Consider the following 23,337-nt stretch of genomic DNA (forward strand, 5'->3'; position numbering starts at 1 on the left):
CTCAGGCGTGGTAGGCAGAATCGGGAATGTCGGTGATGAACATGTGCCCCGGCGCATGGGTGATGGCAAAGGGTACGCCGGATGCCATCACGGCTGCCTGTGGTGTGACGCCGCAAGCCCAGAACACCGGCACTTCGCCGGGTTCGATGCGCACGGGATCGCCGAATTGCGGTTTGGCAAGATCGACAATGCCAATCTCCTCCGGTGCGCCGACATGCACCGGCGCGCCATGCACGGCCGGAAAGCGGCCGGAAATGGTGGCGGCATCCGCCACGCGTGAGGCCTGGATCGGCCGCATGGAGACGACCATATTGCCATGCAGGCGGCCAGCCGGCCGGCAGGGCCTGTTGGTCAGATACATTGGCACGTTCGACTTGTCGGTGATGTGGCGGATTTCGATGCCGGCATCCAGCATCGGGGTCTCGAAAGTGAAGCTGCAACCGATCAGGAAGCTTACGAGATCCGGATATTCGGCCCAGGCATCCGAGGCATCGGAGGTTTCCTCGGCAAGTTTGCCATCGCGCCAGATGCGGTAGAGCGGCAGATCGCGGCGCAGGTCGGCGCCCGGCGCAAGCAGGGTCGCATGCGAGCCCGGATCGGACACGTCGAGCACGGGGCAAGCCTTCGGGTTGCGCTGCGCATAGAGCAGGAAATCAAAGGCCCAGTCGCGCGGCAGCACAATCATGTTGGCCTGGGTGAAGCCGGGTGCAATGCCGGATGTCGGTGCGATCTGCCCGGCGCGATAGGCCTCACGGGCCAGGCGGGCAGGCGTTGCATCGACATGGCGGAGATGGTCAAGGGCGATCATGGATGGGCTCCGAAACGGGATCAGGCGGCAAGAAAGGAGCGGACGGCAATGCCGGCCGTCTCGAAGGCTGAGCGAATGTCACGGGCGATGGCAACGGCGCCGGGGCTGTCGCCATGCACGCAGATCGATTGCGCATCGATCTTGATCACGGAGCCATCGATGGCTTCCAGCGTGCCATCCGTTGCCAGTTGCAACATGCGTCTGGCGATCAGTGCCGTGTCGTGCAGGACAGAGCCGGCCTCGCGGCGCGACACCAGCTCGCCCTTTGGCGTATAGGCGCGGTCGGCAAAGGCTTCTGCCACCACTTTTAGCCCGGATTGGCGGGCGAGATCGAGGATCGGCGCGCCGGCAAGTCCCATCAGGACAAGGTTCGGGTTGATCGTCTTGATGGCATCGATGACGGCCTGGCCCTGCCTGGGGTCATGGGCGATGCGGTTGTAAAGCGCGCCATGCGGCTTCACATAGCCGACGGTGACGCCAGCGGCTGAAGCAAGGCCCTTCAGCGCGCCGATCTGGTAGATCACGTCGGCGATAAGTTCCGCCGAGGTTACGTCCATGTCGCGCCGGCCAAAGCCGACGCGATCGGGATAGGAGACATGCGCCCCGATGACGACACCGCGTTCGGCAGCAGCCTTGACGGTTTTCCAGATGCCGAGTGGATCGCCGGCATGAAAGCCGCAGGCGACATTGGCGCTGGAGACGATCGAGAGCATGGCCTCGTCGTCGCCCATGGCCCAGGCGCCGTAGCTTTCACCCAGGTCGCTGTTGAGATCGATGGCAGTCATGTCGTCCTCCCTTGTTTGCTGGATGTCAGGCTGCCGTCAGCAGCGCAAAGATCGGGCCGATCGACTTGTAGCCCATGTACCAGGTGAGTGCGCAAGTGATGGCGCCCAGCACCAGCAGCCAGCGCGGATAACGATAGCCGCCCATCAGGTCGGGACGCGCCCAGCCTGCATAGATGAAGATGGACAGGCCGATCGGCAGGATCAGACCGTTGAGGCCACCGACGAAGACCAGCATCTGTGCCGGGGGCGTGGTGATGATGACGTAGAAGAACAGCGAGACGGCAATGAAGATGACCGTTGCGATGTTGCGGGCACGCTCACTGATGTCCTTCTTGAAGACGGTGATGAAGGAGACCGAGGTATAGGCCGCACCGATAACCGAGGTGATCGCGGCAAACCAGAGAACGGCACCGAAGATGCGGAAACCGACATCGCCGGCAGCTGCCTGGAAGGCCTGTGCCGCCGGGTTGGCGCCCTTGCCCGATATGTCGATGACGACGCCGCTTGCCACAACGCCGAGAATGGCGAGGAAGAGAACGTAGCGCATCAGGCCGGTGACGGCGATGCCCGTGAGGGCTGCGCGGTTGACCGAGCCGAGGTTTTCGATGCCGACCGTGCCCTTGTCGAGCAGGCGATGAGCGCCAGAATAGGTGATGTAGCCGCCGACCGTGCCACCGACAATCGTGGTGATCGTGGCAAAATCAATGGTGGAAGGCAGGAAGGTCTGGAAGATGGCGTCGCCGATCGGCGGGCCGGAAATGATGGCCACATAGAGTGTGAGCGCGATCATGGCGACACCGGCCACGACGATCAGCCGGTCGATGGCAACGCCCGCACTCTTCGATGAGAAGATGCCGATGGCGATCAGCGCGCTGATGGCGCCGCCCCATTTGGGGTCCATGCCGAGCATGGCATTGAGACCAAGTCCCGAGCCGCCAATATTGCCAATGTTGAAGAACAGGCCGCCGATAATGACGAGCACGGCAAGCAGATAGCCGGTTCCGGGAATGGCGGCATTGGCAATGTCGGAAGCGCGCATTTTGGTCAGCGTCACGATCCGCCAGATGTTCAACTGAACGACGAAATCGATCAAGATCGATGCGAGAATGGCGAAGGCAAAGGCCGCACCAAGCTTGGTGGTAAATGTGGCTGTCTGGGTGATGAAGCCCGGTCCGATGGCCGAAGTGGCCATCAGGAAGATGGCCGCGGTCAATGCGGCGCGGCGTGACTTTGTGGACATGCCGCCGGGCGCGGCACTGGCCGGCGCTGCTGAGTTCTGTTCCATGTTTCCCTCTCCGTTGATCCTGGATGCCGGGTGGACCCGGTCGGAATTGATGATCGACAAACGCAGCGTCGCCTCGTTTCACAATTCTGTCAATATTGTTCAACGATTTAATTTTATTGTTCTACTATCGTGCCGTAATGTTGAGCAATATGTTGCTTGATTAGGCAGCCATCGCCGCCTTCTGGCCGTTTTTTGACCGATCTCCCGACGCAATCCGCAGGCTGCCCGGCGGCCACCCCGGAAATGCCTGTGTTGAATATGAGTTTAATGTTTTCAACGGCGCCCTGACCCTTGTCGCCCATGGTCGAAGGAGGCTATCGACAACGGGCCGGAAAAGTCGGCTTCGGGGATTGGCATGGCAGCAATCGATAGCAACGCGGCACTGGCGCCGAGACTGGCGGAGGAGATCCGTGACAAGCTGATCCGCGGCGAGTTGAAGCCCGGGCAGCGTCTGTCCGAAGCTGCCCTCAGCGCCGATCTGGAAGTATCGCGCAATTCGTTGCGTGAAGCCTTCCGGCTTCTGACCAAGGAAGGCCTGCTGCGCCACGAGCCCAATCGCGGCGTCTTTGTCGCCACGCCCAGCATGGCGTCGATCATCGATATCTACCGGGTGCGCCGCATGGTGGAATGCCAGGCTCTGGCGCGCGCCTATCCCAAGCATCCAGCCGTCAGCCGCATGCGGGCGGCGGTGGAGCGGGCCCGCGCGGCAAGCGCTATTGCCGATTGGGGCACCGTTGGCAGCGAGAACATGAAGTTTCATGCGGCCATCGTTGAACTGTCCGATAGCCAGCGGCTCACCGTATTTTATGCGCAGATCGCCGCCGAACTGCGCCTGAGCTTCGGGCTCCTGCGCGATCCCGAGCTTCTACACGCCCCTTACGTGGAGTTGAACGGCGCCATCCTCGAAAAGCTCGAGGCCGGCGATACGGAGGCCGCCGCATCGGCGCTCGAAGCCTATCTGGCGCAATCCGAACGCACGGTGCTTGCCGCCTTTTCCCGGATCGAACCGCAGGCCTGAGAATTCCCGCCGGCCGGCGCCTTGCCCGCCGGCCTCAATGGGCGATCATCACATGGCGCACGGCGGTGTAATCTTCCAGTGCGTAAAGCGAGAGATCCTTGCCATAGCCGGATTGTTTCATGCCGCCATGCGGCATCTCGTTGCACAGCATGAAATGCGTGTTGATCCAGGTACAGCCGTAGCGCAATTTCGTGGCTGTGGTCATGGCGCGGGAAATGTCCTTGGTCCAGATTGATGAGGCCAGGCCGTAATCGCTGTCATTGGCCCAGGCGATCGCCTCTTCCTGTTCCTTGAACCGCGTCACGGAAACCACCGGGCCGAACACTTCCCGGCGTACGATTTCGTCTTCCTGCGTTGCGCCGGCCACCACGGTCGGTGTGTAGAAGAAGCCGTTTTCGCTTGCCACCTTGCCGCCGGCGACGACCTCGATATGGCTGTGCTCGGCGGCGCGGGCCACGAAACTTTCCACCCGGTCGCGCTGGCGCTTGGAAATCAGCGGGCCGATTTCGTTCTGCGTATCGTCGGCGAGGTTGTAGCGAATGGTGGAGACGGCGGCGGCAAGATCGGCGACGAATTTCTCGTAGATCTTGTCGGCGGCATAGATGCGGCAGGCCGCCGTGCAATCCTGCCCGGCATTGTAGAAGCCGAAGGTGCGGATGGCGGCGACGGCGGCGTCGATATCGGCATCGTCATAGAGGATGACAGGCGCCTTGCCACCGAGTTCCAGATGCGTGCGCTTGACGGTTTTCGAGGCGGCGACCAGCACTTTCTTGCCGGTGGCGATATCGCCGGTGATGGAAACCATGCTGATCTTCGGGTGATTGATCAGCGCGTTGCCGGCACTGTCGCCGCGCCCCAGAATGACATTCACCACGCCTTCCGGCAGGATATCGGCCAGAAGCTTTGCCATTTTCAGCGCCGTCAGCGGCGTCTGCTCGGAAGGCTTGAACACCACGGTATTGCCGCCGGCAAGTGCGGGGGCAAGCTTCCATGCCATCATCATCAGCGGATAGTTCCACGGTGCGATGGAGCCGACAATGCCGACGGGATCACGGCGGATCATCGAGGTATGGCCTGGCAGATATTCGCCGGCTACCGGCCCCTGCAATGTGCGGATGGCGCCGGCAAAGAAGCGGTAGCAATCCACCACGGCTGGAATTTCGTCATTGCGCACCGCGTTGATCGGCTTGCCGCAATTGAGCGCTTCCAGCGCCGCAAAGCCGTCGGCATCCTTTTCGATGGCATCGGCAATCGCCAGAAGATAGGCGGAGCGTTCCGCCGGCGTGGTTGAGGCCCAGCGGTCAAAGGCTTTGTCGGCGGCATCGACTGCAGCGTCGATCTGCGCCAGAGACGCCTCCGGCAGGTCGATGATCGTCTCGCCGGTCTTCGGGTTCAGGATCTTTTCCTCGATCTCAGTACCCGCAACGAAGGATGCCCCGATCAGCATGTCCGTGTTCATGATGCGCTCCCGTCTGTCATCTGTCACTCGTTAATCGTCATGGGGCATGCCCCGTCATTTTCCGCTGCCCGCAACCTCGTCGGTATCGCGGGTCAGGTAGAAGGCGGCCAGAATGGGCAGGAATGTCACCAGCACCACGATCACAGCCACCACATTGGTAACCGGGCGCTGGCGCGGGCGGATCAGTTCCTGCAGCATCCAGATCGGCAGGGTGGATTGCTGGCCACCGGTGAAGGTGGTGACGATCACTTCGTCGAAGGATAGCGCAAAGGCCAGCATGCCGCCTGCCAGAAGTGCAGTCGCGATATTGGGCAGAATGATGTGGCGGAAGGTCTGGAAACCATCGGCGCCGAGATCCATCGAGGCCTCGATCAGCGAGCCGGATGTGCGGCGAAACCGCGCCACGGCATTGTTATAGACCACCACCACGCAAAATGTGCCGTGGCCGAGAATGATCGTCCACATGGAATAGGGAATATCGGCAAGCGAAAAGGCAGAGCGCAGCGCAATGCCGGTGATGATACCGGGAAGGGCAATCGGCAGGATCACAAGCAGGGAAATTGCCTCGCGACCGAAGAAGCGTGTCTGCGACACAGCCGCGGCCGCAAGCGTTCCAAGCACCAGCGCAATGATGGTGGAAATACTGGCAACCTTCACCGAAAGCCAGAGCGCGTCCCACACATCCGGCCGATTCCAGGCCACGGCAAACCATTTCAGCGTCAGGCCCGGCGGCGGCCACTGGAAGCTCTTCTCTTCCGTGGTGAAGGCATAGACGAGGATGAGGAGGATGGGCAGGTGCAGAAAGGCAATGCCTACACCCGCAGCAAGCTTCAGCGGAAAGCTCGCACCGGTTTGCGGCTCAGAGCGCATCGAAAGCCCCCATGCGTTTGGCAATCGTCAGATAGATGCCCATGATGACAATCGGCACGACCGAAAAGGCGGCGGCCAGCGGCACATTGCCCGCCGTTCCCTGCTGCGCATAGACGGCCTGGCCGATGAAAAGCCGCGAGGAACCGATGATCTGCGGAATGATGTAATCGCCAAGCGTCAGCGAGAAGGTGAAGATCGACCCGGCTACCAGACCCGGTAGGGCCAGCGGCAAAAGCACGGTGCGGAAGGTCTGGTCCGGCGTGGCACCCAGATCGCCCGAGGCTTCCACCAGCGTAACGGGCACCCGCTCGAGAGCCGCCTGGGTTGGCAGGATCATATAGGGTAGCCAGATATAGACGAAGACAATGAAGGTGCCGATATAGCTGATCGACAGCGAATTGCCGCCGATCACCGGCAGTGCCAGCAGCCCGTCAAGCAGGAAGGACAGATGCAGCTTGGCAAAGACCCAGGTGACAATGCCTTCCTTGGCAAGGATCAGTTTCCACGCATAGATCTTCACCAGATAGCTGGACCAGAGCGGCATCATCACGCCCAGATAGAAGAAGGCTTTCCAGCGGCCCTTGGCATAGCGGGCGGCATAATAGGCAATCGGAAAGGCGATGACCGCCGATGCCAGCGTGACAGCGATTGCCATGGTGAGCGTGCGCAGGATGATATCGAAATTGGCTGGATGCAGCAGTTGGCGATAGGTATCCAGCGTGAATTCATAGGTCACAAGGCCGGAAAAATCATCGATGGCAAAGAAGCTTTGCAGGAGAAGCGCCAGCAGCGACCCGACATAGATGATGCCGAGCCAGAGAAGCGGCGGCGTCAGCATCAGGAACAATAGAAGCTGCGGGCGTCGCCAGAAAAGATCCGACAACCGGCTGGCAACGCCATCGCGTCGAGGTCGAATGGCGGGGGTGGCGGTGAAATCGGTCATGCCACATCATCCATGTAATGCACATCACCTGGTGCCCAGCCAAGGTTCACATCGGCACCCACGTCCGGCACCGGCTGACCCGCCGGCACCATGACCGACAGGCTGACGCCCTCGGCAAGGACGCTGACCCGCGTTGCCGCGCCCAGAAAACTGGATGAACGGACATTGGCCCGCAACTGTCCCTCAGCCCCTATCGATATTGCTTCCGGGCGCAGGCTTGCCCAGCGTTCCAACCCACCGAAACGGGCCATGGCAGCCGGATCGATGACATTCGAGGAACCGACGAAATCGGCCACGAAGCGGGTTTTCGGGCGGCTGTAGATCTCCTGCGGCGAGGCGGCCTGCACGATCCGGCCATTGTTGAACACGGCGACACGGTCTGCCATGGAAAGGGCCTCGCTCTGGTCATGCGTGACGAAGATGAAGGTGATACCGAGACTGCGTTGCAGGCTTTTCAACTCCTCCTGCATCTGCTCGCGCAGCTTGAGGTCCAGCGCGCCGAGCGGTTCGTCCAGCAGCAGAACGCGCGGCCGGTTGATGAGAGCGCGGGCCAGCGCCACGCGCTGGCGCTGGCCGCCGGAGAGCTGGCCGGGCTTTCGCGTGCCGTAGCCGGGCAGCTTTACCATTTCCAGCGCCTGTTCCGCCTGCCGGTGGCGCTCGGTCTTGCCCATGCCCTTCACCATCAGCCCATAGGCGACATTGTCGAGAATGCTCAGATGCGGAAACAGAGCATAGTCCTGGAATACCGTGTTCACATTGCGCCGATAGGGTGGCACGCCCTCGGCGGTTTCGCCGAAGATCTCGATATGACCGGCGCTCGGCTGTTCGAAGCCGGCAATCAGTCGCAGGCAGGTGGTCTTGCCGGAGCCGGACGGCCCGAGCATGGCGAAGAATTCGCCCGGCTGAACGACCAGATCCACCGCATCGACGGCCCGGACGCTGCCGAAATGGCGCGAGACCTTGGAGAAAGAGACGGCTGCGGTCATGGAAGCTCCAGTGTGTGTGCGGCCCGTCATTCGCCTGCCATCCCTTCTCGCCACAGGGGGAGAGAAGGGCATGCGTAAGCCGGCCTTGCGAGGCTTCGGCTGGTGACATCAGGAGCGGAGGCTTCGGGGCAAGTCCCTCTCCCCGTTTACAGGGAGAGGGCTGGGTTGAAGGGCTCGCGGCCCTGCCTATGGCTTAGCGCCCGCCGATTACGCCGATATAATCGGAAACCCAGCGGTGATAGGGTACGCATTCACCCTGGCTTTCGCATTTGCTGGTCGGTGTCTTCCAGAAGCGGATCCGGCTGAAGTTGTTGTAGCCGTTGGTGGCGCAACCCTCATCGGTCAACAGCGCATTGCCCTTGCAGGCGGCGGGAACGGAAGGGTTGGCGCCGAACCAGGCGGACACATCGCCCTGAACCTTGGCCGAGACCGAATGCTCCATCCATTTATAGGCGCAATTGGGGTGCTCGGCATCCACATGCAGCATGGTGCTATCGGCCCAGCCGGTTGTGCCTTCCTCCGGGAAGGTGGAGGCAATCTTTGCCTTTTCCGCTTGCAGCAGGTTGACCTGGAAAGGCCAGGAGCCGGAAGCCACGACGCCTTCATTCTTGAAGTCGTCAATCTGGATCATCGCATCGTGCCAGTAGCGACCCACCAGCTTGCGCTGGCCGCGCAAGAGGTCCAGCGCTGCCTTATACTGCTCTTCGTTCAGCTCATAAGGGTCCTTGATGCCCAGTTCCGGCTTGTGTGCCATCAGGTATAGCGCGGCATCAGCCACATAGATCGGGCCGTCATAGGCCTGCACGCGGCCACTGTTGGATTTGCCGTCCGGCAGGGTCATTTCCTCGAAGACGACTTTCCAGCTCTTTGGCGCCTCGCCCTTGAAGGCATCGGTATTGTACATCAGCACATTCGGCCCCCAGACATAGGGCACGCCGTAATGGGCGCCTTTCACCGTATGCCAGGGTGCATTCTGCAGGCGCTCGTCCAGCGTGTTCCAGCTGGGAATAAGGGCAGTGTTGATCGGCTGAACACGCTTGCCGGCGATCAGTCGCAGCGATGCGTCGCCGGAGGCGGTGACGATGTCGAAGCCGCCCTCGTTCATCAGCGCCACCATTTCATCGGAAGTGGCGGCTGTCTTCACGGAAACCTTGCAGCCGGTTTCCGCTTCGAATTTCGTTACCCAGTCATAGTTCTTGTCGGTCTCGCCGCGCTCGATATAGCCGGCCCAGGCAACGAAGGAGAGCGCGCCTTCGCCGGGGCCGATGGCCTTTAGCGGTTCCTGCGCAATGCTGGCACTGGTGAAACTCAAGAATACGGAAAGGGTGGTGCAAGTCTTCAAGAACGACTTCATGGCAGGCTCCCGTTCGATGCCGATGTTACGGCCTTTGTTCCCGCATGAAAGGTGCGACGAAATTTTCGCCTTCGCAAATTCATTTACCAGAACGCCGATATCGGTTTTACCGATATCGGATATGTCAGCGGGTGCGCCCGCTGCGCATGGCCTCGGCAATGCCGATGAAATCACGGGCCGACTGGGCAAGGCTGGAACCCTTGCGCCACACCATGCCCACCTGCACGACGGGCAGAGAGCCGGATACGTCGCGGCTTTCGATACGGTCACCTTCCAGCGACCAGGGGCGGTAGACGAGATCCGGCAAAAGCGCCACGCCGGCGCCGGTGGCCACCAGGCTGCGCACTGCTTCCACCGAGCGGGTGCGAAACGCCACATGCGGGCGCGCACCGAGCGCAGACAAAAGCTTGCCGGTGTTTTCCTCAATCTCATCGACGGTCAGCATGATCAGCGGTTCGCGGGCCACGTCGGTGAGCGTGATGATATCGGCAGAGACCAGCGGATGGCCCATGGGAAGCCAGAGGCGATAGGGCGAGGTTTCAAGAATTTCCGCCTGCAGCGCCATGCGGTCGCGCAGGTTGGAAATCACCATCACCGCCACATCCAGTTCGCCGCCGATCAGCAGATGCTCCAGATAGGAGCCGTTGTCCTCCATGGCTGAGATATCGACACCCGGACAGGCCCGGCGATAGCGGGCGAGAAGATCAGACAGGACATAGCCGGCGACCAGCGAGGTGACGCCAATGTTGAGCTTGCCGCCTTCCACCCGCCTTGGCCCGGAAAAGGCGTTGCGGGCATCCGATACGCCCGCATGGATCTTGGTGGCATGGCGCAGGAACTGGTGGCCGTTATGGGTGATGGTCAGTCCGCGCGGATGGCGCTCGAACAGTTCCACGCCCAGATCCGCCTCCAGCTCCTTGATCGCTTCGGTGATGGAGGATTGCGAGATCGACAGGTTCTGGGCCGCACGAGTGATCGAGCCCTGTTCCGCCACGGCGATGAAATATTGCAACTGACGGAATGTGAAGGCCATGCCCCATAAAGCATCGCCAGCCCCTGCGAGGCAAGCGCCGTCGGCGCCCGCATGATGCCCTTCCGATAGGGCGCGAGCCCAGGCGAAGGAGAACATTCACGAACTCGTGTTGTCGGTTTTCCGTAACAGTTCCGACCTTGCTGGCGAAGACAGGGGTACGCAGCCGATGACCGGCTTGCGGATATTCCTAGAGGAGATCACCCATGATCCGTTCCACTCTCGCTCTTACGCTCGCCGGCTCGCTCGCCACCGCATTTGCTTCTGTTGCTTTCGCTGCACCGCTTCCTGCCGAGAAAATGGTTGGCAACGAAAAGTGCTACGGCATTGCGCTGAAGGGCAAGAATGATTGCGCCGCTGGCGCCGGAACCACCTGCGCCGGCACCTCCACCATGGACTATCAGGGCAATGCCTGGAAGGCCGTGCCGGCCGGTACCTGCACCTCGATGAATGTCAATGGCCACATGGGCATGCTGACGCCGAAGAAGGGCTGATCTCCCAAGGCGGGGGTCCGGTCACCGGGCCTCCGCACCCTTGCTATCATACAGTGAGAGCCGCCATGACCACATCACGACCCGTCAAAACCCTGCCGCAGCGCGCCGGCCTTGGCCTGAAGCCAGAGCATTACAAGACGATCCTCTCCGACCGGCCGGATGTCGGCTTCTTTGAAGTGCATGCGGAAAACTATATGGGCGCAGGCGGACCACCGCATCGCTATCTCGAAGAGATTGCAGCGCTCTATCCGCTTTCGCTACATGGCGTTGGATTGTCGATCGGGGCGGCCCGCGGGCTCGACAAGGCGCATCTGGCGCGCCTTCGCCAGTTGATCGATCGCTACCGGCCGCAGAGCTTTTCCGAACATCTGGCCTGGTCAACGCATGAAACGGGCTTCCTCAACGATTTACTGCCTGTTCCTTATACGGAAGAAACGCTGGCGCGTGTCGTGGCGCATGTCGATGAGACACAGCAGACGCTGGGCCGGCCACTTTTGCTCGAAAATCCATCGACCTATGTGCTGTTTGCCGACAGCACGATCGACGAGGTGGATTTCATGGCGACCATTGCGCAGCGTACCGGCTGTGGCCTTCTGCTGGACGTCAACAATGTGATGGTTTCGGCGGTCAATCACCGGCTCGATCCCTTTGCCTATATCGATCGTTTTCCAGTCGAGCTCGTGGGAGAGATCCATCTTGCCGGCTATGACGAGACGACGGATGCTGCCGGCGACCGACTGCTGATCGATGCGCATGGCACGTCGGTCAGGAATGACGTGATCGAACTCTATCGCTACACATTGGCGCGCAGCGGTCCATTGCCCACCCTGATTGAATGGGACAATGACGTTCCCGATTTTGCCACGCTGAATGCAGAGGCGGCACGCGCCGATGCCATGCTGTCGGCAGCCGCTCTGCAGCATGCCAAGGGGCGTGCCGCATGATCACGGGCTTTGCTGAAAGTCAGGACGCGTTTGCAGCCGCCTTGCTGCATGCGGACCAACCGCTGCCGCCGGGTATTACCACCGCCCGCGGCATGGCAGATGCCGCACGCTTTGCTGTCTACCGCAACAATGTCTTTGTCGGGTTGACCGGGGCGCTGGCGCAACGCTTTGTGGTGACGGAGCAGCTTGTCGGCACCGATTTCTTTGCCGGCATGGCGCGTGCCTATGCCCAGGATCACAAACCACGCTCCCCGCTGATCATCGACTATGGCGATGATTTTCCCGATTTCGTAGCCGCATTTCCACCCGCCGGTGGCCTTCCCTACCTGCCTGATCTGGCCCGCATCGAGGTAGCCTGGACGCAGGCCTACCATGCGGCGGATGCCGTGCCGCTCGATCTTGCAGCCCTTGCCGAAGTCTCTCCCGAAATACTGCCCGACTTGCGCCTTGTCGCCCATCCGTCAGTCCGGCTGATCCGGTCGGATTTTCCCGTGGGTTCCATCTGGAATGCGCATCAGCAGGACGAAGTCATGCCCGTGAGCGACTGGTATGGACAGGCGGTTCTGGTGCTGCGGCCGCACATGGATGTCGATGTCTGCATTCTGCCACCGCAGGACGCCGTCTTTGCCGCATTCCTTTTGAACGGAGCCTCTTTGGGCGAGGCAGCCCAAGCGGCATTTGCCGCAGCCCCCGAGTTCGATTTCGGCGCGGCGCTATTGGGCCTTGTCAATCTCGGTGCATTTTGCGCCTTCCATCCGGATAAAGGATCAAACCCATGAAGACGCAAGCCACCGAAACGCACACCACGCGTCCCGCCCTTGTCTCGCTGGTCACGGGTGCCAATACCCTTCTGTCGCGCATCCCTCCATCGCTGCCGCTTCTCGCCTTACGCTTTGCGCTTGCCGTTCCGTTCTTCAATTCGGGGCTGACGAAATGGGATGGCTTCCTGACGCTGTCGCAAGGCGCCCGCTATCTCTTCGAAGAGGAGTTCAAGCTGCATATCTTCGGCAGCGAGATCGCCTATCCGTTTCCGCTCGTTATGGCGGGTGCTTCGGGGATCGCTGAACTGCTTTTGCCGATCTTGCTGGTCCTTGGTTTTGGCACACGCTTTGCCGCTCTTGGCCTGCTTGTCATGACGGCGATCATCCAGCTGACCATTCCGGACGGCTGGGCGAATTTCCATCTGCCCTGGGCGGCCATGGCGCTGACGCTCGTGGTGTTCGGGGGAGGCCGGATCGCACTGGACGGCTTGCTGATGCAACGTCGGGCCTGATCTGCCCGGCACATGTTTTCACTTGGCGCTTGGCCTGATCAGCGTTCTCAGCTCGATCAGACGTTCGAGGGAATCCAGCGTGGCCTTGGGGCGCACAGCCGAATAGGTGATATGCAGCAGTTCGATTGCGATCAGCGAAGGGGCGTGCAGTGCCACGTGTTCGGATTTTGCCCGCGGCAGAACTAGCACTTCGGCGGCATGATTGCGCAAGGGGCTGTCGGCTTTGCCCAGAACCATGACGATCGGAATGCTCAGCCGTTCCGCTTCCGCAATGGTTGCCATCGCTTCACGATGCGCACGGCCATGCAAAAGCATGATCAGCAATTGGCCGGGGCGCATGGCAAGCAGCTGTTCGGCAAGTGATATGCCTGTGGCATTGAGGGCATAGCTCGGCACGCCCGAGCGGCTGAACAGCCTTGCGCCATAGTCTGCAATGATGCCCGAGGCGCCGATGCCGAAAATGGCAACCGCCTCGGCTGTGGTGAAGAGGCGGGTTATACCGCTCAGCGCCTGGCGGTTTTCGCTCGAAGACAGGGTCTCCACCGTGGCGGCGGTTGTCTGCAGCACGAAGTCTATGGCGTGGCTCACATGGCCATCGACGTCGCGCAACGTCGCTGCCATCTTCTCGATCGGCGAATCCGTCTCGCCGAGCCAGGCTTCCAGCACGTCCTTCAATTCGCGCAGGCCGCTGAAGCCGAGTGCCTGGATGGCGCGGATGACCGTGGCATCGGAGGCGCCGGTTTCAAAGCCGATTTCCAGCGCCGAGAGGCCAAGCACGCGATGCCGATGCGCATCGATGAACTCGACCACTTTCAGGAGGCCGGGCGACAGCCGTTCGCGTCGCTTTGCCAGCTGTTCGCCGAAACGATCCTTGAGACGGTTGGGTGTGGGGGGTAACGACATCAGGCTTCCCTGTCAGCGCCTTGTGCGCGGCAGGTCCGGCAGGCGATGCAAGGATTCGCACACTTCTCCCACAGTTTGAAGGGCAAAATCGGCCCATCTGGACGCAATCTTCGGCTCATTCCGGTCGGGGCGCAAAGGCTGTCTGCACCGTTGCCACCATGCGCGACAGGGCGGCATAGGAATTGGAGATGGCTTCTTCGCGCGGAATTAGGATGTAGCGCCCGTTGCGGCATGCGGACAAATACCGGCAGAAGCCGGGCACGATCTTTTCCATGGCGGCGATCTCGGCCTTGGCGCCGGCCTTGCGGTCCGAGCGATAGGGATCGAAAATCACATCGGCGTCGAGATCCGGCAGGCGTTCGGCGCTGATGACGACGCTTTCGCCCGCCGGTATCTCGTTCATCACGGCCGGGAATCGGAAGCCGGCATCGCGCAGCACCTGACCGATGGCGCGGTAGCTGTGATAGACATTGAGCTTGCCGCGCAGAGGCTGGAACACGGAGACCGTCCGTTTTTCGGGCTGGATTTCGGCCTTCAACAGGGCGATCTGCTCACGGTAACGGCTTTCCAGCCGCGCAAGCTCCGTATGTCGTCCCGTGGCGGCGGCAAGCATCCTGTAGACATGAGGCGCGCCGAGATCGGAATTGACGACGAGGGTCGGCGCCAGCTGCTCCAGTTTTGCCACCGGCGTGGAGCGGGACATCTCGGTAATGATAAGGTCCGGCTTCAGAGCCGCTACCGCCTCCAGATCGATTTCTGCCGCGCCGAGGAAGGCGATGTCGGCCGTGTCAAAGTCTACGCCGGTGAGCAGTTTCGACGAGCGCAGATAGGGGCTGCCATCCCGGTTGAGGCGGCCATGGCTGGCAATTGGCAGTACTCCAAGCTCGATCAGCGGAATGGTCACGTCGACATCATAGTCCGAGACGATGCGCGTGGCCGGCTGCGCCAGCACCACCGTGCGACCGAGATCGTCCACGAGCGTGATCGGCTGCGTGACCGGTTGTGCATTGGCTGCAAAGAGCGGCAGGACCGCCAGCAGCAGGGAAAGGATGAGAGGCTTCATGGCGGTTCAGATCCTGTTTCGACGCAGCCACAGCAGAAGGATCAGCATTGGCGCGCCGATCATGGCAAGCGGAATGCCGACGGGCAGCCGGATGGGTAAAAACAGCATGGCACCGGCCAGATCAGCCGAAAGCACCAGAAGCGCGCCGATCAGCATGGCCGAGACCAGACGGCTGCGCAGGCTCTGGCGAGGCAGTAAACGGGCCAGATGCGGCGCGATGAGCCCGACAAAGCCGAGCCCGCCGACGACCGAGACCGCGCCCGCCACGAGAAGCACGACGGCGCAGAGGCACAAGCTGCGCAGCCATGCCTGGCGCACGCCAAGTGTTGCGGCCTTTTCCGCGCCGATATCATCGAGTTCCGCATGGCGTGCCAGAGATAGGATGATGGCGGATGCGACAATAAGAATGAGGCTCGCAAGCTGGACGCCCGGCCAGTCGGCGCCTTCCAGGCTACCGGCAAGCCAGAGCATGACCCGCTGCAGGCTGCGGATATCAGCGGACGTCAGCAACACGACGAGAACGGATGACAGGCACCAGGACAGTCCGAAGCCGATCATGACGAAGGTGAGCGGCGAGGTGCCGCGAGCGAGAAAGCCGACGGCAAGCCCGGCGGCCAGCCCGCCGGCAAGGCCAATGACGGGGCGCAGGCCAAGCGGGGCCGCCGGGAAGGCGAGGATCAGCGCCACGATGCAGAGTGCGGCGCCGGCCTTGACGCCGATCAGGCTCGGATCCGCCAGCCCGTTGCGCGTCACGTGCTGGGTCAGCCCGCCGGCAAGTGCCAGCATGGCGCCGCTCAACATGGCAAGGGCCAGGCGCGGCGCGCGCAATTGCCCAAGAATGACGCTCGGCGTCCAGCCGATATCGCCTAGGCTCAGCCATGCAAGCACTGTTCCTGGCGCAATGGCATGGCTGCCAAGCCCAAGGCTGAGCACGGCGGCAAGCACCAGTGCCAGCAAGAGCCACAGATTGGCGAGCAAAGCCTGTGGGCGAAATCGGAGCGAGAAGCCGGCAGCGCGCCAGACAAAACCATGGCTGCTCATAGGCGCTTCCTTGTCACCATCCAGATGAAGACCGGTGCGCCGGCAAGGCCGGTGACGGCGCCGGTCGGCAGTTCGATGGGCGCCAGGAGCCCGACCGCCAGAATGTCTGCGGCAAGTAGCAGGGCTGCACCGGACAAGGCGACGAGCAAAAGGGCGCTGACGGACGGGCGGTGGTGCAGATGCGGCCAGAGCGCCGGCGCCATCAGGCCGATAAAGCCGATCGGCCCGACAAGCGACACGGCAGCGCCGCAGAGGAGCGCTGTGACGGCAAGTGCTGCAAGCCGGGTGCGGCGAACCGAGGCGCCCAGCGTGGTGGCCAGTGTTTCGCCGAGCGTGAAGGCGGACAGCGCCGGCATCAGCAGGCAGGCGAGCACCAGCCCGAGCGCGGCAGCCGGTGCGGTTGCGACGATGGCCGCATAGCTGACGCCGGCACTGTCGCCGACCAGCCAGAACCGCAATTGTTCCAGCGTGTCTTCGTCGAGGATCAGGATGGCCGAGACGATCGCATGGGAGAGTGCCGAAAGAGCAATGCCGAAAAACACCATGCGCGCCGGATCGAAGCGATCTGTGCCGACTGTCGACAGCATCAGCACCAGGCCAAAGACGATGCCGGCGCCAAGGCTTGCGACCAGTGGCATGACCATGTCCGGCATGGGAAAGAGCGGATAGGTGGTGAGGAGAACCACAGCAAGGCTTGCACCGGCATTGAGCCCCAGGATCTGCGGTTCTCCCAGGCGATTGCGCATGGCCGTTTGCAAGAGATAGCCGGCGGCGCCCAGGGCCGCGCCGGCAATTGCCACGGCCAGAATGCGCGGCAGCCGCAAGAAGAGGATGACGAAGCGGTCGAAATCCTCATGCTTTCTGTTGGCGATTACATCGATGAAGGACGACAAAGGGATGGTTCGCGGCCCCTGCAAAAGGTGCAGGACAGCCAGGGCGATCAAGACGGCAAACACGCACAGGAGAAGGTTTCGCCAGCGATGGCCGGCATGGGCTGCGGCTCTTGTCACGCGGAGTGCCCCGGCACGGCCATCGTTCCTGGCAGGAAGACGGGTAGCCCCGTCTGCGGATGGGGTACGGATACGCAGGCGAGATCGAAGACGTCCTCAACGATGGCGCAGGTGCAGAGCGCTGGATCTGCCAGCCGATGCCGGACCGTGCCATTTTTCAGAAAGACGAGATGATCGGCATATTGCAGCGCCATGTTCAGGTCATGCAGCACGCAGACCACCGTGCGGCCGTGCTTGTGAACCAGATCGCGCAACAGATCGAGAATGGCAACCTGATGGGCCACATCGAGGAAGGTGGTCGGCTCATCGAGCAGCAGAAGCGGCGTTTCCTGCGCCAGCACCATGGCAATCCACACTCTTTGCCGCTGGCCGCCGGACAGGCTTTCCACCGGCCGTTCCGCCAGATCCGCAATGCCGGTCAGGGCAATGGCGTCCGCCACCGCCGCTTCGTCCGCCCGGCTCCAGTGGCGCAGGAAACCCTGATGCGGAAACCGGCCGCGCGCCACCAGATCAAAGGTGCTGATGCCTTCCGGCACGGGCGGTTGCTGCGGCAGCATGCCGAGCCGACGTGCAACCTGAAGCGTCGGCTGGCGGGCAATGTCATGGCCATCCAGCAGCACGCTGCCATGGCGCGCCGGCAAAAGCCGGGCAAAGGCCGATAGAAGCGTGGATTTTCCCGAGCCGTTGGGGCCGAGCAATGCCGTCAGCTGGTTGTTGGCGATCTGCAGCGCAATGCCTTCCACCACGGTTTTGGCCCCGTAACCGATGGAAAGCTTGTCGGCTGTCAGGCGTGGCTGTGGTAGGTGCTCGGCATTTCCGGTCATTTTGGCGCGGGACTTCGGTTGAAAGACCGGCCCTTGTCGTCATAGATGAATGTAGTAGTCAACTATTATGGTGTCATTAAAGTTTGGCCGCGGCCTGTATAAGCCTTTGCGCTGACGGCTGGCTCCCGGCTGGGGTGTCTCCCGTCAGAGCGGCAGATAGGTTCCAAATGGCAGGTCCTACGCCCGCATTTTAAAAGGTTTCTGCCGGTTTACAGGGCCGCTCTTGGCATGTGTCCGAGCATCGAAGGGGCTTGGCCGCTTCACAAAGCCAGGCGGGCAGAGGGCGCCCGTCAATCCCAGCATTCGGAAAAATACTTGACTACTACATTCATCTATCTGACCACCGGCCATCCGCTTTCCGATGAACACCTGTGTGCGATATCCCATGACAATCAACCGACCCGCCTCTCTCATCTGCCTGTCGCTGACACTCGGTGGAGCAAGCCTGATGCTGCCAAACGATGGTCTGGCCGACGACGAGAGCGTGACCGTATTGGACAGGGTTCTGGTCGATGGAACGGCCAATGGCGGATCGGGCAAGAGTTACAAGGCCAGCCGCACCTCCACGGCAACCCGCAGCGATGCCCCTGTTACTGAAATCCCGCAGGCGATCACCACCGTGACGACGCAGGCGCTGAAGGATAAGTCAGCCGATAGTCTCGACGATGCCCTGTCGGATGTCAGCGGCATTTCGCAATCCAACACCATTGCCGGCGCCAATGATGCGATCATTCGCCGTGGCTTTGGCGAAAGCCGCGACGGCTCCATTCTGACCGATGGTCTCAACACGGCCCTTGCGCATAATTTCAACGCCACGACCGACCATGTCGAGGTGTTGAAAGGTCCGGCCTCGACGCTGTACGGCGTTCTGGATCCTGGCGGCATGATCAATTTGGTGACGAAGAAGCCGGAAGATGAGTTTTCGGCTGAGGTCTGGTCGAAGGTCAGCGCCTTTGGCGCCGGTCGCTATTCCAGCAAGGCGGGTCTTGATGTGACAGGGCCGGTCAGCGACAGCGGCGTGTCCTACCGCCTGATCACCGAGGGCGAGAAGGGCGACTATTGGCGCAATCTGGGCGAAAACCGCAACTGGCTCGTGGCGCCCTCGCTGAAATGGCAAGGCGAGGCAACCGAGATCGACCTGTCCTATACGCATGAAGATTATTTGACGCCCTACGACCGCGGCACCGTCTATGACGCGACGCGACGTGCCTTTCTGGATATCAGCCCGCGCCAGCGGCTGGACGAAGGCTGGTCGGAAGTCGATGGCAAGTCGGATCTTTTCAAGGCATCGATCAACCGCGAACTTGGCGAGGACTGGGACCTGTCGTTGAACTATGGCTTCAGCAAGGACAGTTTTTCCGCCGACCAGACGCGGGCAACGGCCTATAATTCCGCAACCGGCGTGCTGACCCGCCGCTCCGATGTGCGCGGCTATTACGATACGACTGTGCATTCGCTGAGGGCCGATCTGACCGGCAAGGAAGACCTGTTCGGCTTTGAAAACGAGTTTCTTTTCGGCGTCGCACTGCGAAAAGAAGATATTGCCCGCTCAACCCTGCAGCAGTGCAATCTCAACACGCGCTTTAACGTCAACGCCCCGGTCTATGGTGCCATTGCACCGTGCAGCTACAATGCGGCGACCTCGATCCGGGAATATCAGAACCTCAACACGCAGGCGATCTATGCCCAGGATCGTGTGCATCTCACCGAGCAGTTGATCGCGGTTGCCGGGCTGCGGCTTGAGCATTACGACATCGAAGCCGGCGCCGGCTCGACGGTCAATACCGATACGGCCGGGAACGCGCTGATCCCCAATGCCGGCCTCGTCTACAAGGTAACGGCGGATGCCTCGCTCTATGCCAATGTGGCCCGGACCTTCCGCCCCAACAGCTCAATCACCAGCGCCTATGGCGGTCTCGATCCGGAAAAGGGCATTTCCTACGAGATCGGCGCGAAAGCCGATTTCACTGACTGGCTGAGCGGAACGCTTGCCGTCTTCTATGCTGAGAAGAAGAATGTTGCCTATGCCGAAACCGTCGGCGGCGAGACGGTCTATCGCACGGCGGGCCTGGTGCGCTCCAAGGGCATCGAGCTTGATCTGGCCGGCCAGTTGACCGATGAGTTGCAGGCCGTGGCGAGCTATGGCCTGACCGATGCCCATGTGGTGGAAGATCCCGATTATGCCGGGAACGATTTGGCCAATGTCGCCCGCCACACGGCAGCCCTTCGGCTGGCCTATGAATATGGCGAGGTGTTTGGCGGTGCGGGCAGCCTGCGCTTTGGTGCCGGCTTGCGGTCTGCCGGCCGGCGTGCCGGTGATGCGGCCAACAGTTTCTACCTGCCCGGATACGGCGTGGTCGATCTGTTTGCCTCCTATACGATCGAGCGTGAGCGGCCGATCGAGATCCAGCTCAACCTCAACAACATTTTCGACAAGACCTATTATACGTCGTCAATCGGCAATTCCGCCTATGGCGTTTCCGTCGGCCAGTCGTTCAACGCGGCCCTGTCGGTCAGCATGAAGTTCTGACGCTGAATTGCCATTGGCCGGCTCAGGCGCTGGCCAATGGCATGATCAGGACGCTGTCAGGACCGACGTCTTGTCCACAGGGTCCAGCCTGCCCAGATGAACAGGATCTGGACGAAGACACGGGTCAGCGCTGCAAATGGCGGCGCAAAGACCGGGTCGGGACGAAAGAAGTCCCACAGATGCAGCGGCATGTAGGCGGCGCAGAGCAGCGCAAAGGCAAGGCCTGCCTGCGCGCGGCTGGCCGGCCATAGAACCGCCAGACCAATGATGATCTGCAGCACAGCCGTAGCTGGCAGGACCAGACGGGCCGGAAGCCATGGCGGAACCAGAACCGCAAAATAATCCGGTTGCAGGAGATGGCCGAAGGCGCCGAGGATCATCACCAGCGCGATCAGGATAGAGAGGGCCCAGCCTGACACGGAACTCCGGCTGGTCCGGGAAGCGACCGGTTCAACCATGGCTCACCTTCGTTGCTGCAACCGATACGTCCTTCCATTCTTCCCACGTATCAAGGCGGGCCTGATAAATGCCCGGAACCATCATCGTGGGCAGCGCCCCGAGGAAGAGGCGCAGCGGCGGGTTTTCCGAATCGACCAGCTTCAGGATGGCAGGACCTGTGGCATCCGGTTCGCCATACATGGCTGGCGGCATCTGCGACTGGCGCTCTTTCATGGCCTGACGCTGCGGATCATAGGCCCCGATCGGTATGGCATGCGTTGCAGAACTTCCGGCCCAATCGGTCATATAGGGGCCGGGCTCGACCAGCGTGACCTTGATGCCGAAGGGGGCTGCCTCCTGCGCCAGCGTGTCGGAAAGGCCCTCGACCGCCCATTTCGAGGCATGGTAGCCGCCAAGGCCTGGAAACGTCACGACGCCGCCGACGGTGGAGATCTGTACGATATGGCCGGCCTTTTGCGCCCGCAGCACCGGCATGACGGCTTGCGTCATATGGAAGAGGCCGAAGAAATTGACCTCCATCTGGTCGCGCATCTGCTGTTCGCTCAGTTCTTCCACCATGCCGAACAGGCCATAGCCGGCATTGTTGACGACGACATCGATCCGTCCGAGCTTTTCAGCGGCCTCCGACACGGTGGCAAAGCAGGCACCGCGATCCGTCACGTCGAGTTTCAACGCCAGGACCTGTTCGCCATAGGTCGCGACAAGATCGTCAAGCGCTTCAAGCTTGCGGCTGGTCAAGGCCACCCGGTCGCCGCGTTCCAGGGCCGACTTGGCGAAAACGCGGCCGAAACCGCGGTTTGCGCCGGTAATGAGCCAGGTCTTGGTCATATGCATACTCCCGTTGCTGATGGATGTTATCACTGATAAGATTATCCATAGACCTCAATCTGAGCACTGTATAGATACCAATGAACGCCAAAGCCGAAAAATCGGGATATCATCACGGGAACTTGAAATCGGCGCTGATCGCGGCAGCCGATGCCATCATTCTTGAGAAGGGGATCGAAGGATTTTCCCTGCGGGAAGCGGCACGGCGTGCCGGGGTCTCCATCGGAGCGCCCGCCCATCATTTCGGCAGTGCCAAGGGGCTTCTGACCGAGGTGGCGCTCTTAGGTTATGGCAGCCTTGGCGACTATCTGAATGCCGTGACAGAGAGCGATGATCCGGCGCGCGATCTGCGTGAACTGGCACGCGCTTATGTGGCCTTTGCGCTTGCCCATCCCGGCCGTTTCCGGCTGATGTTCCGCCCCGATCTCGTGGATCGGGATGATCCGCGCTACAGTGCCGCAAGTTCGAAGGCACTCAGCGGCTTTGCCCAGGCAATCGGCCGGCGCGCCGGTGCCGGTGAAGACCGGATGGCCGATCTGTTTTCCGTCTGGTCCTCGATCCATGGCATGGCCAATCTGATCCTCGACGGCAAGGCGAAATATCTCTTCGATGGGGCTGACCCGCAGCGTTTTTCAGACGAGATCCTGCCCGGCCTGCTGGAACGGGCCTGGCCTTACGGCAAAGGCTGACCGGCTGGTTCTGCCACCCCGCCCGCGGCAACGTGAATTGCCGTTGGCGGCTCTGTCGGGCTAGGTTTTGCCGGTGCACCGGAAGCCCTTGGTGTTGAGAATGCCAACAGACAGGAGAACTCCCATGAGCGGCATGAACAGAGAACCCGCACGGCGCCGGCTCCTCAAGTTTGCAGCCCTGGTGCCGACCAGTCTGGGTCTGTCGGTGGGTTGGGCCGAGGCGCAGCAGGCTATGATGCCGACCGCAAGCGATATGGAAGGGCCATATTACATTGCCAATACGCCTGTGGTCGATAACTTGAACCGTTTCGGCAAACCCGGCGAGCCCATGCGCATCGTCGGGAGAGTCATGAATGCGGCGTCACCCGATATGCCGGTTGCCGGTGCGCGGCTGGAACTCTGGCAGACGGATGGACGCGGACGCTATCATCCTGAGAAGAAAGGCAATTACCGCGATTTTCGGGATGACGAGATCGACATGCGCGGCACCGTCATCGCAGATTCAGCCGGCCGCTTTGAAGTCATGTCGCTTTTCCCAAAAGAATATTGGCCCCGCCCGCCGCACATCCACTACTGGATCCGCGCCGAAGGGTTCCGCCCGCTGGTGACGCAGCATTATCTTGATACAGGTCCTTCCAACCGACCGCATCGCACAGCGCGGGTGATCCGCGACCAGAGCCCGGCGCTCTATCCGGCGCCAACCTTCTACATCTCGCCGGTGTAAACACCCTGGGCGCAATC

Annotated in this window: 24 protein-coding genes; 8 read left to right on the forward strand and 16 right to left on the reverse strand. The window is 61.4% G+C overall.

All coding sequences use genetic code 11. The annotated features are described in order from the left end of the window. Position 1: 1 nt before the first annotated feature. The 3 genes from E8M77_RS12705 to E8M77_RS12715 are packed head-to-tail and all read right to left on the reverse strand — an operon-like array spanning position 2 to position 2,878. Positions 2–808 (reverse strand): putative hydro-lyase, encoded by an 807-nt coding sequence (locus E8M77_RS12705; RefSeq protein ID WP_137130989.1) that lies wholly within the window; start codon positions 806–808, stop codon positions 2–4. Between the two features lie 20 nt (positions 809–828). Continuing rightward, on the reverse strand, positions 829–1,593 hold the full coding sequence (locus E8M77_RS12710) for a 5-oxoprolinase subunit PxpA (RefSeq protein WP_137130990.1): 765 nt from the start codon (positions 1,591–1,593) through the stop codon (positions 829–831). Positions 1,594–1,618: 25 nt separating this feature from the next. Continuing rightward, positions 1,619–2,878, reverse strand: coding sequence for an NRAMP family divalent metal transporter (locus tag E8M77_RS12715; RefSeq protein ID WP_170975843.1), 1,260 nt, complete (start codon positions 2,876–2,878; stop codon positions 1,619–1,621). 355 nt (positions 2,879–3,233) lie between these two features. Between E8M77_RS12715 and E8M77_RS12720 the strand changes: the two genes are divergently transcribed. After that, positions 3,234–3,896, forward strand: a complete 663-nt coding sequence (locus tag E8M77_RS12720) for a GntR family transcriptional regulator (protein WP_137130991.1) — start codon at positions 3,234–3,236, stop codon at positions 3,894–3,896. A gap of 34 nt (positions 3,897–3,930) precedes the next feature. Here the strand turns inward: E8M77_RS12720 and E8M77_RS12725 are convergent, their stop codons facing one another. The 6 genes from E8M77_RS12725 to E8M77_RS12750 form a co-directional block, all read right to left on the reverse strand. Then, positions 3,931–5,355 carry a gamma-aminobutyraldehyde dehydrogenase gene (locus E8M77_RS12725; RefSeq protein ID WP_137130992.1) on the reverse strand — a complete coding sequence of 475 codons (1,425 nt, stop codon included), beginning with the start codon at positions 5,353–5,355 and terminating at the stop codon, positions 3,931–3,933. A 54-nt stretch (positions 5,356–5,409) separates the two neighbouring features. Continuing rightward, positions 5,410–6,225 (reverse strand): ABC transporter permease, encoded by an 816-nt coding sequence (locus E8M77_RS12730; RefSeq protein ID WP_137130993.1) that lies wholly within the window; start codon positions 6,223–6,225, stop codon positions 5,410–5,412. Beyond that, positions 6,215–7,168 carry an ABC transporter permease gene (locus E8M77_RS12735; RefSeq protein ID WP_137130994.1) on the reverse strand — a complete coding sequence of 318 codons (954 nt, stop codon included), beginning with the start codon at positions 7,166–7,168 and terminating at the stop codon, positions 6,215–6,217. Before E8M77_RS12735 ends, E8M77_RS12730 begins: the two co-directional genes overlap by 11 nt. Further along, positions 7,165–8,154 carry an ABC transporter ATP-binding protein gene (locus tag E8M77_RS12740; RefSeq protein WP_137130995.1) on the reverse strand — a complete coding sequence of 330 codons (990 nt, stop codon included), beginning with the start codon at positions 8,152–8,154 and terminating at the stop codon, positions 7,165–7,167. Before E8M77_RS12740 ends, E8M77_RS12735 begins: the two co-directional genes overlap by 4 nt. Positions 8,155–8,347: 193 nt before the next feature. Beyond that, the gene (locus tag E8M77_RS12745; RefSeq protein WP_137130996.1) at positions 8,348–9,508 is read right to left on the reverse strand and encodes an ABC transporter substrate-binding protein; all 1,161 of its coding nucleotides are present in this window, start codon (positions 9,506–9,508) and stop codon (positions 8,348–8,350) included. Between the two features lie 124 nt (positions 9,509–9,632). After that, positions 9,633–10,541 carry a LysR family transcriptional regulator gene (locus E8M77_RS12750; RefSeq protein ID WP_137130997.1) on the reverse strand — a complete coding sequence of 303 codons (909 nt, stop codon included), beginning with the start codon at positions 10,539–10,541 and terminating at the stop codon, positions 9,633–9,635. Between the two features lie 203 nt (positions 10,542–10,744). On the opposite strand from E8M77_RS12750, the gene E8M77_RS12755 reads away from it, so the two are divergent. The 4 genes from E8M77_RS12755 to E8M77_RS12770 all read left to right on the forward strand — a co-directional run bounded on the left by E8M77_RS12755 (position 10,745) and on the right by E8M77_RS12770 (position 13,249). Further along, a complete protein-coding gene (locus tag E8M77_RS12755; RefSeq protein ID WP_137130998.1) occupies positions 10,745–11,032 on the forward strand; it encodes a DUF2282 domain-containing protein in 288 nt (95 codons plus the stop codon). Between the two features lie 65 nt (positions 11,033–11,097). After that, positions 11,098–11,976: a DUF692 domain-containing protein gene (locus E8M77_RS12760; protein WP_137130999.1), complete on the forward strand. Its 879-nt coding sequence runs from the start codon at positions 11,098–11,100 to the stop codon at positions 11,974–11,976. Then, positions 11,973–12,755 (forward strand): DNA-binding domain-containing protein, encoded by a 783-nt coding sequence (locus tag E8M77_RS12765; RefSeq protein WP_137131000.1) that lies wholly within the window; start codon positions 11,973–11,975, stop codon positions 12,753–12,755. The genes E8M77_RS12760 and E8M77_RS12765 overlap by 4 nt, the downstream gene beginning before the upstream one ends. Next, entirely contained in the window at positions 12,752–13,249 is a 498-nt protein-coding gene (locus tag E8M77_RS12770) for a DoxX family protein (RefSeq protein WP_137131001.1), read from the forward strand. Before E8M77_RS12765 ends, E8M77_RS12770 begins: the two co-directional genes overlap by 4 nt. Positions 13,250–13,267: 18 nt before the next feature. Here the strand turns inward: E8M77_RS12770 and E8M77_RS12775 are convergent, their stop codons facing one another. From E8M77_RS12775 to E8M77_RS12795, 5 genes are all read right to left on the reverse strand, one after another. Further along, complete coding sequence (locus E8M77_RS12775) at positions 13,268–14,152, reverse strand: MurR/RpiR family transcriptional regulator (RefSeq protein WP_137131002.1); 885 nt, start codon at positions 14,150–14,152, stop codon at positions 13,268–13,270. A gap of 115 nt (positions 14,153–14,267) precedes the next feature. Continuing rightward, complete coding sequence (locus E8M77_RS12780) at positions 14,268–15,215, reverse strand: ABC transporter substrate-binding protein (protein WP_137131003.1); 948 nt, start codon at positions 15,213–15,215, stop codon at positions 14,268–14,270. A 6-nt stretch (positions 15,216–15,221) separates the two neighbouring features. Then, complete coding sequence (locus E8M77_RS12785) at positions 15,222–16,256, reverse strand: iron ABC transporter permease (protein ID WP_137131004.1); 1,035 nt, start codon at positions 16,254–16,256, stop codon at positions 15,222–15,224. Next, positions 16,253–17,266, reverse strand: coding sequence for an iron ABC transporter permease (locus E8M77_RS12790; RefSeq protein WP_137131005.1), 1,014 nt, complete (start codon positions 17,264–17,266; stop codon positions 16,253–16,255). The genes E8M77_RS12785 and E8M77_RS12790 overlap by 4 nt, the downstream gene beginning before the upstream one ends. Beyond that, on the reverse strand, positions 17,263–18,090 hold the full coding sequence (locus E8M77_RS12795; RefSeq protein ID WP_137131006.1) for an ABC transporter ATP-binding protein: 828 nt from the start codon (positions 18,088–18,090) through the stop codon (positions 17,263–17,265). The genes E8M77_RS12790 and E8M77_RS12795 overlap by 4 nt, the downstream gene beginning before the upstream one ends. A gap of 385 nt (positions 18,091–18,475) precedes the next feature. Between E8M77_RS12795 and E8M77_RS12800 the strand changes: the two genes are divergently transcribed. Beyond that, complete coding sequence (locus tag E8M77_RS12800; protein WP_137131007.1) at positions 18,476–20,620, forward strand: TonB-dependent siderophore receptor; 2,145 nt, start codon at positions 18,476–18,478, stop codon at positions 20,618–20,620. 56 nt (positions 20,621–20,676) lie between these two features. On the opposite strand, the gene E8M77_RS12805 is transcribed toward E8M77_RS12800, so the two are convergent. Next, the gene (locus E8M77_RS12805; RefSeq protein WP_137131008.1) at positions 20,677–21,078 is read right to left on the reverse strand and encodes a hypothetical protein; all 402 of its coding nucleotides are present in this window, start codon (positions 21,076–21,078) and stop codon (positions 20,677–20,679) included. Continuing rightward, positions 21,071–21,907 (reverse strand): SDR family oxidoreductase, encoded by an 837-nt coding sequence (locus E8M77_RS12810; protein WP_137131009.1) that lies wholly within the window; start codon positions 21,905–21,907, stop codon positions 21,071–21,073. The genes E8M77_RS12805 and E8M77_RS12810 overlap by 8 nt, the downstream gene beginning before the upstream one ends. An 80-nt stretch (positions 21,908–21,987) precedes the next feature. On the opposite strand from E8M77_RS12810, the gene E8M77_RS12815 reads away from it, so the two are divergent. Both E8M77_RS12815 and E8M77_RS12820 read left to right on the forward strand, forming a co-directional pair. After that, complete coding sequence (locus E8M77_RS12815; protein ID WP_137131010.1) at positions 21,988–22,596, forward strand: TetR/AcrR family transcriptional regulator; 609 nt, start codon at positions 21,988–21,990, stop codon at positions 22,594–22,596. Positions 22,597–22,720: 124 nt separating this feature from the next. Next, positions 22,721–23,320: a hypothetical protein gene (locus E8M77_RS12820; protein ID WP_170975845.1), complete on the forward strand. Its 600-nt coding sequence runs from the start codon at positions 22,721–22,723 to the stop codon at positions 23,318–23,320. The last annotated feature ends 17 nt before the right edge of the window (positions 23,321–23,337 follow it).

The organism is Rhizobium sp. FY34, from assembly GCF_005222845.1.
GTDB lineage: Bacteria > Pseudomonadota > Alphaproteobacteria > Rhizobiales > Rhizobiaceae > Neorhizobium.